General features: G+C 68.5%; 9 protein-coding genes. 6 read left to right on the plus strand and 3 right to left on the minus strand.

Annotated features, from left to right (window positions below):
• Window positions 1-123: 123 nt before the first annotated feature.
• Window positions 124-1,653 (minus strand): helix-turn-helix domain-containing protein, encoded by a 1,530-nt coding sequence (locus ACFYT9_RS13410; RefSeq protein ID WP_376598986.1) that lies wholly within the window; start codon window positions 1,651-1,653, stop codon window positions 124-126.
• A gap of 97 nt (window positions 1,654-1,750) precedes the next feature.
• Window positions 1,751-2,107, minus strand: a complete 357-nt coding sequence (locus tag ACFYT9_RS13415; protein ID WP_389163149.1) for a VOC family protein — start codon at window positions 2,105-2,107, stop codon at window positions 1,751-1,753.
• A gap of 310 nt (window positions 2,108-2,417) precedes the next feature.
• On the opposite strand from ACFYT9_RS13415, the gene acnA reads away from it, so the two are divergent.
• Window positions 2,418-5,132 carry an aconitate hydratase AcnA gene (acnA, locus tag ACFYT9_RS13420; RefSeq protein WP_387270040.1) on the plus strand — a complete coding sequence of 905 codons (2,715 nt, stop codon included), beginning with the start codon at window positions 2,418-2,420 and terminating at the stop codon, window positions 5,130-5,132.
• An 82-nt stretch (window positions 5,133-5,214) separates the two neighbouring features.
• Here acnA and ACFYT9_RS13425 read toward each other — a convergent pair whose 3' ends face one another.
• Window positions 5,215-6,165 (minus strand): FG-GAP repeat domain-containing protein, encoded by a 951-nt coding sequence (locus tag ACFYT9_RS13425; protein WP_389163152.1) that lies wholly within the window; start codon window positions 6,163-6,165, stop codon window positions 5,215-5,217.
• A gap of 525 nt (window positions 6,166-6,690) precedes the next feature.
• Here ACFYT9_RS13425 and ngcE point away from each other — a divergent pair.
• From ngcE to ACFYT9_RS13450, 5 genes are all read left to right on the plus strand, one after another.
• Window positions 6,691-8,139 carry an N-acetylglucosamine/diacetylchitobiose ABC transporter substrate-binding protein gene (gene ngcE, locus ACFYT9_RS13430; protein ID WP_387270042.1) on the plus strand — a complete coding sequence of 483 codons (1,449 nt, stop codon included), beginning with the start codon at window positions 6,691-6,693 and terminating at the stop codon, window positions 8,137-8,139.
• Window positions 8,140-8,241: 102 nt separating this feature from the next.
• Window positions 8,242-9,171 carry a carbohydrate ABC transporter permease gene (locus ACFYT9_RS13435; RefSeq protein WP_376603314.1) on the plus strand — a complete coding sequence of 310 codons (930 nt, stop codon included), beginning with the start codon at window positions 8,242-8,244 and terminating at the stop codon, window positions 9,169-9,171.
• Window positions 9,171-10,103, plus strand: coding sequence for a carbohydrate ABC transporter permease (locus ACFYT9_RS13440; protein WP_389163156.1), 933 nt, complete (start codon window positions 9,171-9,173; stop codon window positions 10,101-10,103). Before ACFYT9_RS13435 ends, ACFYT9_RS13440 begins: the two co-directional genes overlap by 1 nt.
• A gap of 158 nt (window positions 10,104-10,261) precedes the next feature.
• Window positions 10,262-11,482, plus strand: a complete 1,221-nt coding sequence (locus ACFYT9_RS13445; RefSeq protein ID WP_376603316.1) for an ROK family protein — start codon at window positions 10,262-10,264, stop codon at window positions 11,480-11,482.
• Window positions 11,483-11,603: 121 nt separating this feature from the next.
• Window positions 11,604-12,668: a sugar ABC transporter substrate-binding protein gene (locus ACFYT9_RS13450; protein ID WP_376603317.1), complete on the plus strand. Its 1,065-nt coding sequence runs from the start codon at window positions 11,604-11,606 to the stop codon at window positions 12,666-12,668.
• Window positions 12,669-12,673 lie beyond the last annotated feature (5 nt).

Consider the following 12,673-nt stretch of genomic DNA (forward strand, 5'->3'; position numbering starts at 1 on the left):
GCATTACCGAGATGAACTCGTGGTGTCGTAAGGGCGGCGAACTCCTCCGACCCACGGATGCCGCCGCATCCCTCTCCGGCCCGCTTCGCCGCAGGTCGGAGAGGGTTCGGCGGCATTCTTACGTCAGATGTCCCGGAAGATCTCGATCTGCGCGCCGATCGAGTTCAGTCGCTCGGCCAGGTCCTCGTAACCGCGGTTGATGACGTAGACGTTGCGGAGGACGGAGGTGCCCTCGGCGGCCATCATCGCGAGGAGGACGACCACGGCCGGGCGGAGGGCGGGCGGGCACATCATCTCGGCGGCGCGCCAGCGGGTGGGGCCCTCGACCAGGACGCGGTGGGGGTCGAGGAGCTGGAGGCGGCCGCCGAGGCGGTTGAGGTCCGTCAGGTAGATGGCGCGGTTGTCGTAGACCCAGTCGTGGATGAGGGTCTGGCCCTGGGCGGTGGCCGCGATCGCCGCGAAGAAGGGGACGTTGTCGATGTTGAGGCCCGGGAAGGGCATCGGGTGGATCTTGTCGATCGGCGCCTCCAGCTTGGAGGGGCGGACCGTCAGGTCGACCAGGCGGGTGCGGCCGTTGTCGGCGGCGTACTCGGCGGAGCGGTCGTGGTCGAGGCCCATCTCCTCCAGGACCGCCAGCTCGATCTCCAGGAACTCGATCGGGACGCGGCGGATGGTGAGCTCGGACTCGGTGACGACGGCGGCGGCGAGGAGGCTCATCGCCTCGACCGGGTCCTCGGAGGGGGAGTAGTCGACGTCGACGTCGATCTCCGGGACGCCGTGGACGGTGAGGGTGGTGGTGCCGACGCCGTCGACCCGCACGCCGAGGGCCTCCAGGAAGAAGCAGAGGTCCTGGACCATGTAGTTGGAGGAGGCGTTGCGGATGACCGTCACGCCGTCGTGGCGGGCGGCGGCGAGCAGCGCGTTCTCGGTCACGGTGTCGCCGCGCTCGGTCAGCACGATCGGACGGTCCGGGGCCACCGCCTTCTCCACCTGCGCGTGGTACAGGCCCTCGGTGGCGGTGATGTCCAGGCCGAAGCGGCGCAGCGCGATCATGTGCGGCTCGATCGTGCGCGTGCCGAGGTCGCAGCCGCCGGCGTACGGCAGCCGGAAGCGGTCCAGGCGGTGCAGCAGCGGGCCGAGGAACATGATGATGGAGCGGGTGCGGATGGCGGCCTCGGCGTCGATGGCCTCCATGTCCAGCTCGGCCGGCGGCACGATCTCCAGGTCCACGCCGTCGTTGATCCAGCGGGTGCGGACGCCGATGGAGTTCAGCACCTCGAGGAGGCGGAAGACCTCCTCGATCCGCGCGACCCGGCGCAGCACGGTGCGGCCCTTGTTGAGCAGGGTGGCGCAGAGCAGGGCGACGCAGGCGTTCTTGCTGGTCTTGACGTCGATGGAGCCGGAGAGCCGGCGGCGGCCGACGACGCGGAGGTGCATGGGTCCGGCGTAGCCCAGGGACACGATCTCGCTGTCGAGCGCCTCGCCGATGCGGGCGATCATCTCAAGGCTGATGTTCTGGTTGCCGCGCTCGATGCGGTTGACCGCGCTCTGGCTGGTGGCCAGGGCTTCGGCGAGCTGCGTCTGGGTCCAGCCGCGATGCTGCCGCGCGTCACGGATGAGCTTGCCGATGCGTACGAGGTAGTCGTCTGCCATGGCGTCACGTTATCTCAGATATGAGATGAGTCGATCACTGGGGTACGGCAAACGGGTGACGTGTCGTTACGTATGCGACCTTACTCCCGGTTCGGGGCTATTTCGGGAGATCCAGTGCCGTGGGGTGGCGCGGCTCGTACAGCGGCAGCTCCGTACCGCTCGGCAGCCGTACCGCCGCCAGCAGCCCCCAGCCCTGGTCGCTGATGGCGCGTGAGATCGCGGCGCCCTTGTCCTCCAGGGCGGTGAGCGTGGCGGTGAGGTCCTCGCACATGAGGTAGAGCTCGTGCTTCGGCTCGCCCTCCGTCGGGTGGACCGCGACCTCGGCCGGCGGCAGCCGGAACACCAGCCAGCCCCGCCCCGCGTCCACGTGCGGAAAGCCGACGACGTCCCGGAGGAAGGCGCGGTCGGCCTCCGCGTCCCGGGTGTACAGGATGACGTGCGCGCCACTGAACATGCACCGATCCTCGGCCCGCCCCCCGGCCCCGGCAACGTGTGCGCCGCCGGACGGGTGGGTCGCCCGGCGCGGGGTACGCGAGCACGCGCGCGCCCGTGTAGGCGGCGCCACACCAGATCGCGGGGCGCCCAGGCATGACCGATCGGCGGGGATGCACTAGAGTTATCTCGACATCGAGATAACTGCTTACGGCGCACCGTGGCCGCCTGAACGGTAAGGGTTACCTAACTTAGCCTTACCTTAGCGGATCGGCGAGGAGCCGTGGCGGCAGCATGACGGTAGTACGCGCACATTGATGAAGGAGACTGTCGTGTCGGCGAACAGCTTCGACGCCCGCAGCACGCTGCGCGTGGGCGACGAGTCGTACGAGATCTTCAAGCTGGACAAGGTCGAGGGCTCCGCGCGCCTCCCTTACAGCCTGAAGGTCCTCCTGGAGAACCTGCTCCGCACCGAGGACGGCGCGAACATCACCGCCGACCACATCCGGGCGCTCGGCAACTGGGACTCGCAGGCCCAGCCGAGCCAGGAGATCCAGTTCACGCCGGCGCGCGTGATCATGCAGGACTTCACCGGTGTCCCCTGTGTCGTCGACCTCGCCACCATGCGCGAGGCCGTCGCGGCGCTCGGCGGCGACCCGGCGAAGATCAACCCGCTCTCCCCGGCCGAGATGGTCATCGACCACTCCGTCATCGCCGACAAGTTCGGCACCAACGACGCGTTCGCGCAGAACGTGGAGCTGGAGTACGGCCGCAACAAGGAGCGCTACCAGTTCCTGCGCTGGGGCCAGACCGCCTTCGACGACTTCAAGGTCGTCCCCCCGGGCACCGGCATCGTCCACCAGGTGAACATCGAGCACCTGGCCCGCACGGTCATGGTCCGCAACGGCCAGGCCTACCCCGACACCCTCGTCGGCACCGACTCCCACACCACCATGGTCAACGGCCTCGGTGTGCTCGGCTGGGGCGTCGGCGGCATCGAGGCCGAGGCCGCCATGCTCGGCCAGCCGGTCTCCATGCTGATCCCGCGCGTCGTCGGCTTCAAGCTGACCGGCGAGCTGCCCACCGGCACCACCGCCACCGACCTCGTGCTGACCATCACCGAGATGCTGCGCAAGCACGGTGTCGTCGGCAAGTTCGTCGAGTTCTACGGCGAGGGCGTCGCCGCCACCTCGCTGGCGAACCGCGCCACCATCGGCAACATGTCGCCGGAGTTCGGCTCCACCGCCGCGGTCTTCCCGATCGACGACGAGACCCTGAACTACCTCAAGCTCACCGGCCGCTCCGCGCAGCAGGTCGCGCTCGTCGAGGCGTACGCCAAGGAGCAGGGCCTCTGGCTGGACCCGAAGGCCGAGCCCGACTTCTCCGAGAAGCTGGAGCTCGACCTCTCCACGGTCGTCCCGTCCATCGCCGGCCCGAAGCGCCCGCAGGACCGCATCATCCTCGCGAACGCCGCCCAGCAGTTCGCCCAGGACGTGCGCAACTACGTCGCCACCGCCGACGAGGCCGGCGAGGAGTCCTTCCCGGCCTCCGACGCCCCGGCCGTCTCGAACGGCGTCCCGTCGAACCCGGTCGTGGTCACCGCCCCCGACGGCTCGACCTACACCCTCGACCACGGTGCGGTGACGGTCGCGGCCATCACCTCCTGCACCAACACGTCGAACCCGTACGTCATGGTCGCCGCCGCGCTCGTCGCGAAGAAGGCCGTGGAGAAGGGCCTGACCCGCAAGCCGTGGGTCAAGACCACCCTCGCCCCGGGCTCGAAGGTCGTCACCGACTACTTCGACAAGGCGGGCCTCACCCCGTACCTCGACAAGGTCGGCTTCAACCTCGTCGGCTACGGCTGCACCACCTGCATCGGCAACTCCGGCCCGCTGCCGGAGGAGGTCTCCAAGGCGGTCAACGACCACGACCTCGCCGTGACCTCGGTCCTCTCGGGCAACCGCAACTTCGAGGGCCGCATCAACCCCGACGTCAAGATGAACTACCTGGCCTCCCCGCCGCTGGTCGTCGCGTACGCCATCGCGGGCTCCATGAAGGTGGACATCACCAAGGACGCGCTGGGCACCGACACCGAGGGCAACCCGGTCTTCCTCAAGGACATCTGGCCCTCCGAGGCCGAGGTGAACGACGTCGTCGCCAACGCCATCGGCGAGGACATGTTCGCCAAGTCCTACCAGGACGTCTTCGCCGGCGACGCCCAGTGGCAGGCGCTGTCGATCCCGACCGGCAACACCTTCGAGTGGGACACCGAGTCGACCTACGTCCGCAAGCCCCCGTACTTCGAGGGCATGACGATGGAGACCACCCCGGTCACCGACATCACGGGCGCCCGCGTGCTCGCGAAGCTCGGCGACTCGGTCACCACCGACCACATCTCCCCGGCCGGTGCCATCAAGGCCGACACCCCGGCCGGCAAGTACCTCACCGAGCACGGTGTGGAGCGTCGTGACTTCAACTCCTACGGCTCGCGCCGAGGCAACCACGAGGTCATGATCCGCGGCACCTTCGCCAACATCCGCCTGCGCAACCAGATCGCGCCGGGCACCGAGGGCGGCTACACCCGCGACTTCACCCAGGCCGACGGTCCGGTGTCGTTCATCTACGACGCCTCGCAGAACTACCAGGCCGCCGGCACCCCGCTGGTCATCCTGGGCGGCAAGGAGTACGGCTCCGGCTCGTCCCGCGACTGGGCGGCCAAGGGCACCGCGCTCCTCGGCGTCAAGGCCGTCATCACCGAGTCGTACGAGCGCATCCACCGCTCGAACCTCATCGGCATGGGCGTCCTCCCGCTCCAGTTCCCGGCCGGCCAGTCGGCCGACTCGCTCGGCCTGACCGGCGAGGAGACCTTCTCCATCGCGGGCATCACCGAGCTGAACGAGGGCACCACCCCCAGCACGGTGAAGGTCACCACCGACACCGGTGTCGAGTTCGACGCGGTCGTCCGCATCGACACCCCCGGCGAGGCGGACTACTACCGCAACGGCGGCATCATGCAGTACGTGCTCCGCAACCTGATCCGCGGCTGAACACCCCGCTGATCCGGTAGCAAGCGGGAAGGGCCCCGCTCCTCGTCACGAGGAGCGGGGCCCTTCCGTGTCACCGGGGTGATCAGAACATCATGCGGAAGCCGTTCCAGCCCGACGTGCCGATCTTCACGGGGGCGGTGTACGGCGAGGACGCGCTGCCCTTGCCCTTGTACAGGAACAGCGCGCCGGCGCCGTTGCGGGCGACGAGGTCCGCGCGGCCGTCGCCGGTCAGGTCACCGGGGGAGAACAGGAGGTTGTACGTGTTCCACCCGCCGCCGACGCGGATACGGGTCGAGAAGGGCGCGCGGTAGTTGCCGGTGCCCTTGTACAGCCACAGGGTCCCGCTGCCGTCACGGGCCACGATGTCGGCGCGGCCGTCGCCGGTCACGTCGCCCTTGCCCGCGATCTGGTTGTACGCGTTCCAGCCGGAGCCGACGCGGTAGCGCTGCGTCAGGGAGGCGTTGCCGTTGCCCAGGTAGTGCCAGAGCACACCGGCGCTGTCACGGGCCAGGACGTCGTCCGGGGCGCCGCCGCCGGTGTTGCCGGCCGAGACGACCTTGTTGTAGATGTTCCAGCCGCCGCCGAGGTCGCGGACCGGGCCGTTGCTCGCGTAGTGCAGACGGCCGCCGGTGGTGACGGCGTACCAGCCGTCGGCGTGGTACCAGTCGCCCTCCAGGCGGCCGTCCGTGTCCGCCTGGTTCATGTGCTTGTAGTTCACCCAGCCCTTGCCGGACAGGCCGGCGATGCGCTGGATGGCGGGGCCGGGGACGGGCGTGTAACCGATGACGTCACCGTTGCTGTGGACGCCGTACAGGTTGTTGAGCGCCGCCGGAGCGGCCGCGGCGGCCGCGGAGGCGGCCGAGGCGGCACCCGCGGAGGGCGCGAGGCCCGCCTGCTGCGCCGGCTTGAACGTCGGGCCGACCGGCTCCGCCGCGACCGCGGCCGTCGTGGTGCCCACCAGGGCGGCGGTCACCGCGGCGACCGTGACACGGGCGAGGACACCCGTGCGGTTCAGGCCAGAAGTCTTGGCCACGTAAATCTCCAGATCCATATCGAGAGCGGGACAGTACGGACAGCCGCCCAACTCGGTCCGGTTCGGCGGGATTTCCCCCGTTTCCACCCACCCGGCGGCGAGTCCGTACATGACAGGAAGACGGTGCCGCCGCCCGCGCGGTTCCAGCCATCCGGAACTCCTCTCGCAAGGCGTCCCGTTCGCCGGATTTCGAATGGACCATTCACTTTGTGAAGGCAGGCCGGAGGGATGCGCTCCGGCATGGCCGGGCAGGCTTCCGCGGGAAGCTCCCGGGAAATCCCCGAGGTCTCAACTCGGGAAAGATGCCTGACGAATGCTGCTTTCGATCTTGCTCCGGTCGAGGGAAGTGGACTATACCTGTCGGCGTCCAGCCTGTCGGATGCTTCCGGCGACGGCCCGACGCCTGCACGACCCAGCTGCACCTGCTGCAAATGACCGCGGTGGCGGGGCCCTTCGCCGGTGGCGAGACGAAGTACGGGCGACCGGTACACCGCCTGAGTCCTGAATGAAGGCGAGGACTTGAGCATGGGATCCACCTCCGCCCACTCGAACGAGGGCGGCCTCGGCCGTCGTGATCTGATCAAGCGTTCCGCCGCTCTCGGTCTGGTCTCCGTCCCGGCCATGGGCTTTCTCTCGGCCTGCGCCAGCGGTGGCGGCGAGAGCAACGACAAGGTCGAGAAGGGCGTCAAGTCCGACAAGAACCCGCTCGCGGTGAACGAGTCGGCCGAGCTCGATTTCGTACTCTTCGACGGCGGTTTCGGCCAGCAGTACGCGAAGGACGCGATCAAGCTCTACGAGCAGGCCTATCCGAAGGCCAAGGTCAAGTTCACCCCGACCCAGAAGATCACCACCGCGCTCCAGCCCCGCTTCAACGGCGGCACCCCGCCGGACCTGATCGACAACTCCGGCGCCGAGCAGATGGACATGGGCGTCCTCGTCGGACAGAAGCAGCTGACCGACCTGACCCCGCTCCTGGACGCGCCCTCCGTCGACGACCCGAGCAAGAAGGTCCGCGACACCCTGCGCCCCGGCATCGTCGAGATGGGCCAGTTCGACGGTGAGCCCTGCTGGATGATCAACTACGCCTACACGGTCTACGGCGTGTGGTACTCGCAGAAGCTGCTCGACTCGCTCGACGCCGAGTACCCCGAGACCTGGGACCAGATGCTGGCCGTCTGCGAGAAGGCCAAGAAGAAGAACATCGCGCCCTGGACGTACGCGGGCAAGCACCCGTACTACCTCCCCTTCTCGCTCTACCCGATGATCGGCAAGGTCGGCGGCCGCGAGGTCCTCGACGCCATCGACAACCTGGAGCCGAAGGCCTGGGAGCACCCCGCGGTCAAGGCGTGTTTCGAGGCGTACTTCGAGCTCTACAAGAAGGGCTACATCCTCCAGGGCACCACCGGCCTCGACCACATCCAGTCGCAGACCGCCTGGACCGAGGGCAAGGCGCTCTTCCTCCCCAACGGCTCCTGGGTCGAGAACGAGGCCGCGCCGACGATGCCGGACGACTTCGGCCTCGCCGTCTCCGCCCCGACCGGCCTCGACGCCTCCGACAAGATGCCGTTCGGCACCCTCTGGGCGGCCGGCGGCGAGCCCTTCATCGTCCCGGCGAAGGCGAAGAACCCCGAGGGCGCCATGGAGCAGCTGCGCATCATGCTCAGCGAGGCGTCCTCCAAGAACTTCACCCAGTCCGTGAAGTCGCTCAGCGCGCTCAACGGCGGCACCGACGGCATCGAGCTCTCCCCGGGCCTCAAGTCCGGTGTCGCGGCCCTGGAGAAGGCCGGCGCCAACGTGGTCAACCCGCGGCTCCAGGACTGGTACGTGGCCCTCCAGAAGGAGAAGATCGGCGTCGCCGGCATCGGCGAGATGATGGCCGGCCGCGCCACCCCGGCCGAGACGATCAAGAAGATCCAGAAGTTCGCCGACGAGGCGGCCCAGGACCCGAACATCAAGCACTACAAGCACCAGTGAGCAGTGCCGGGGCCCCTTCCCGCCGACCGGGAGCGGGCCCCGGCCCCTCGGCGCGCGGTGCCGCGGCGCGCGTCCTTCGCCGGAGATCGGGGTCGGTTCGGAATGCAGCACGGCAAGTACCGTTTCATCGTGGGGTTCCTGGCCGCACCCCTGGCGCTGTACGCGCTCTTCGTCATCTGGCCGTTCATCCAGTCCATCTATTACTCGCTCACGGACTGGACGGGACTGAGTCCCGAATTCGGGTTCGTCGGCTTCGCCAACTACACCCGGCTGTTCGAGGACGAGATCTTCTGGAAGTCGCTCCAGCACAGCCTGACCTTCGCCGTCGTGCTTCCGCTGGTGACGGTCGGATTCGCCCTCTTCCTGGCGTTCATGCTGAATGTGGGCGGGAAACGGCGGAAGGGAGCGGCGATCGCGGGTGTCCGCGGCTCCTCGTTCTACAAGATCGTCTATTTCTTCCCGCAGGTGCTGTCGATCGTCATCGTCGCGCTTCTCTTCCAGTTCGCGTACAACCCGAACAGCGGCGCGATCAATTCGTTCCTGAAGGCGATCGGACTCGGCAGCATCCAGCCGGACTGGCTCGGTGACCCGAACCTCGCCCTCATCTGCGTGATGGTGGTCCTCGTCTGGTCCACGGTCGGATTCTTCGTGGTGCTCTTCTCGGCCGGCATGGCGTCCATTCCGCGCGATTTCTACGAGGCGGCGCTGCTCGACGGCGCCAGCCGCTTCACCACCTTCTTCAAGATCACCCTGCCGCTGCTCTGGGACACCGTGCAGTCGGGCTGGATCTACATGGGGATCCTCGCGCTCGGCGCGGAGTCCTTCGCGGTCGTGCAGATCATGACCGTCGGCCCCAGCGGCGGCGGGCCCGACTACTCGACCATCGTCATGCCGCTGTACGTGTACCAGAAGGCGTTCCGGGACGGTCAGGCCGCCTACGCCACGACCATCGGCGTCGCGCTCCTCCTCGTCACCCTCGCCTTCGCCGCGGTCGTGATGAAGCTGGGCCGGCGCGAGCGGCTGGAGTTCTGATGAAGACCACCGACACCCCGCCCACCGGGGACGCGCGGATCCCCGCGCCCCGTACCGGCCAGGCCCCCGAGATCCGGAAGACCACGGCCCCCGCGAAGGAGAAGCGCGAGGGCGGGGTCCTCAACGTCTTCTCGCACGGCGTCCTGATCATCTGGGCGATCATGGTGGTGATGCCGCTGCTCTGGGCGGTGATGACCTCCTTCAAGACCGACCGGGCGATCTTCACCTCGCCCTGGTCGCTGCCGGACGCGCTGCACTTCGAGAACTGGTCGCGCGCCTGGACCCAGGCGCACATGAGCGAGTACTTCCTGAACACGCTCGTGGTGGTCGGCGGCTCGCTCGTCGGCACCCTGCTGTTCGGCTCGATGGCGGCGTACGTGCTGGCCCGCTTCGAGTTCCCCGGGAACCGCTTCCTCTACTTCCTCTTCATCGGAGGGATGAGCTTCCCGATCATCCTGGCGCTGGTGCCGCTCTTCTACGTGATGCAGAACATGGCCCTGCTCAACACCCTGCACGGCCTGATCCTCGTCTACATCGCGTACTCCCTGCCCTTCACCGTCTTCTTCCTGACCGCCTTCTTCCGGACGCTGCCGACCTCGGTGGCGGAGGCGGCCTTCATCGACGGCGCCTCGCACACCCGCACCTTCTTCCAGGTGATGCTGCCGATGGCCCGCCCGGGCCTGATCAGCGTCGGCATCTTCAACTTCCTGGGGCAGTGGAACCAGTACCTGCTGCCGACGGTGCTCAACACCGACCCCGACAACAAGGTGCTCTCCCAGGGCCTGGTGCAGCTCGCCGTCAGCCAGGGGTACAAGGGCGACTGGTCCGGGCTCTTCGCCGGCCTCGTGATGGCGATGCTGCCGGTGCTCGCCGCGTACATCGTCTTCCAGCGGCAGGTGGTGGCCGGTCTCACCGCCGGAGCCGTGAAATAGCCTGAAAGCGCTCCCAAGCCCCCGCACGCCCGCGTGCGGGGGCTTTCGCGTGCCCACCGCGCATCCCCCGCCCCCGCTCCGGGTCTTGACGGGAGCGAAGCCGAAAGCGTCCCCTTAGAGTTCACATGTTGGAGAAAACGGTGGGAGTGAAAGAGTCGATGGAGACTCCGGGGTCGCAGACGTCTCTGCACAGGGCCAATCTCGAGCGGGTCGTCCGGGCGGTCCGGATGGCCGGTTCGCTGACCCAGGCCGAGATCGCCCGGTCGACGGGGCTGTCCGCCGCGACGGTCTCCAACATCGTTCGGGAACTGAAGGACGGCGGCACGGTCGAGGTCACCCCCACCTCCGCGGGCGGACGGCGGGCCCGCAGCGTCTCGCTCTCCGGCGACGCCGGGATCGTCATCGGCGTCGACTTCGGCCACACCCACCTGCGGGTCGCGGTCGGCAACCTCGCCCATCAGGTCCTCGCCGAGGAGGCCGAGCCGCTCGACGTGGACGCCTCCGCCGCGGAGGGCTTCGACCGGGCGGAACAGCTGGTCAACCGGCTGATCGAGGCCACCGGCATCGGCCGCGACAAGGTGATCGGCGTCGGCCTCGGCGTCCCCGGCCCCATCGACGTCTCCTCGGGGACGCTCGGCTCGACGTCGATCCTGCCGGGCTGGAGCGGCATCAACCCGGCCGAGGAGCTGTCGGCCCGCCTCGGGGTCCCCGTCCACGTCGACAACGACGCCAACCTCGGCGCGCTCGGCGAGCTGGTGTGGGGGAGCGGCCGGGGCGTGAAGGACCTGGCGTACATCAAGGTGGCGAGCGGTGTGGGCGCCGGACTCGTGATCGACGGGCGGGTCTACCGGGGGCCGGGCGGCACGGCCGGCGAGATCGGCCACATCACCCTCGACGAGTCGGGACCGGTCTGCCGCTGCGGCAACCGCGGCTGCCTGGAGACCTTCACCGCCGCCCGGTACGTGCTGCCGCTGCTCCAGCCGAGCCACGGGGCCGACCTCACCATGGAGCGGGTCGTGCAGCTGGCCCGCGAGGGCGACCCGGGCTGCCGGCGCGTCATCGCCGACGTCGGGCGCCACATCGGCAGCGGTATCGCCAACCTTTGCAATCTCTTGAACCCGAGCCGGGTCGTGCTCGGCGGCGATCTCGCGGAGGCGGGCGAGCTGGTGCTCGCACCCATCCGGGACTCGGTCGGCCGGTACGCCATCCCGAGCGCCGCGCGCCAGCTCTCCCTTGTGCAGGGGGCCCTCGGGGGCCGTGCGGAGGTGCTGGGGGCGCTCGCCCTGGTGCTCAGCGAGATGGGCGACTCCACGCTGTTGAACGGGACAGAGAGCGCATTTCCGGCGGCTGCTCCGGCCTCCGTGCCTGCCTTCACTTAGAGAACGCTAACCACCGTTGTCATCTCGTTAAGTTTTCACTTCTTGACGACGGTGTTGCGGCCGAGTTGACTTCGTGGCACCTCGGCCGCACCGTCGCGGCCTCGTCAGGGAGGCACCTCACATGAACGCAATGACCCGTCGCGTCGTCATAGGCACGGCCGCGGTCTCGATGGCCCTCACCCTCTCCGCCTGCGGTCAGGCCGGCGGCGACGACAGCGGTGACAAGGGCAGCTCGACCAAGATCGGTCTCCTCCTGCCGGAGAACAAGACCGCGCGGTACGAGGCGCTGGACAAGCCGCAGTTCGAGAAGGCCGTCAAGGCCGCCTGCGGCGACTGCGAGGTCGTGTACAACAACGCCGTCGCCGACGTCGTGAAGCAGAAGCAGCAGTTCGACCAGCTCATCGCCGACGGCGTCAAGGTCATCGCGCTCGGCTCGGTCGACGCGGCCAAGTCCGCGGGCTGGGTCAAGGAGGCGCAGGGCAAGGGCGTCAAGGTCATCGCGTACGACCGCGCGATCGAGGGCGCGGACGCCTACGTCAGCCACGACAACAACAAGGTCGGCGAGCTCCAGGGCCAGGCCCTCCTCGCCGCGCTCGGCGGCAAGGCCGCCTCCGCCCAGATCGTCATGATCAACGGCGACGAGAAGGACCCGAACGCCGGTCTCTTCAAGAAGGGCGCCCACGCCGCCCTCGACGGCAAGGTCGGCAAGATCGCCTACGAGGCGTCCGGCGAGTGGGACCCGAAGGTCGCGGGCGAGAAGATGGCCGCCGCCATCTCCTCCGTCGGCAAGGACAAGATCGGCGCCGTCTACTCCGCCAACGACGGCATGGCGGGCGGCATCATCACCTCCCTGGAGAACGCCGGCATCAAGAACATCCCGGTCGGCGGCCAGGACGCCGAGGTCGCGGGCATCCAGCGGATCGTCGCCGGCACCCAGACCTTCACCATCTACAAGTCGCCGCTCCAGCTGGCCCCCGAGGCCGCCAAGTTCGCGGTCAACCTGCTCCAGGGCAAGGACCTCGGCGCCCAGGGCGAGACCGACGGCGTCAAGTCCACCCTCTTCGCCCCGGTGGTCGTCGACAAGGCGAACATCCAGTCCACGGTGATCAAGGACGGCATCTACGCCGCCGCCGACATCTGCTCCGCGGACCTCGCCGCCAAGTGCGCCGAGCTGGGCATCAAGTAAGCCCC

This window comes from Streptomyces sp. NPDC004435 (assembly GCF_042873895.1).
Taxonomy (GTDB): domain Bacteria; phylum Actinomycetota; class Actinomycetes; order Streptomycetales; family Streptomycetaceae; genus Streptomyces.

Bases quoted from the DNA above. Each gene is read 5' to 3' on its own strand.
- ACFYT9_RS13410 (WP_376598986.1), bottom strand. From the start codon at position 1,653: ATGGCAGACGACTACCTCGTACGCATCGGCAAGCTCATCCGTGACGCG.
- ACFYT9_RS13415 (WP_389163149.1), bottom strand. From the start codon at position 2,107: ATGTTCAGTGGCGCGCACGTCATCCTGTACACCCGGGACGCGGAGGCC.
- ngcE (WP_387270042.1), top strand. From the start codon at position 6,691: ATGGGATCCACCTCCGCCCACTCGAACGAGGGCGGCCTCGGCCGTCGT.
- ACFYT9_RS13435 (WP_376603314.1), top strand. From the start codon at position 8,242: ATGCAGCACGGCAAGTACCGTTTCATCGTGGGGTTCCTGGCCGCACCC.
- ACFYT9_RS13440 (WP_389163156.1), top strand. From the start codon at position 9,171: ATGAAGACCACCGACACCCCGCCCACCGGGGACGCGCGGATCCCCGCG.
- ACFYT9_RS13445 (WP_376603316.1), top strand. From the start codon at position 10,262: ATGGAGACTCCGGGGTCGCAGACGTCTCTGCACAGGGCCAATCTCGAG.
- ACFYT9_RS13450 (WP_376603317.1), top strand. From the start codon at position 11,604: ATGAACGCAATGACCCGTCGCGTCGTCATAGGCACGGCCGCGGTCTCG.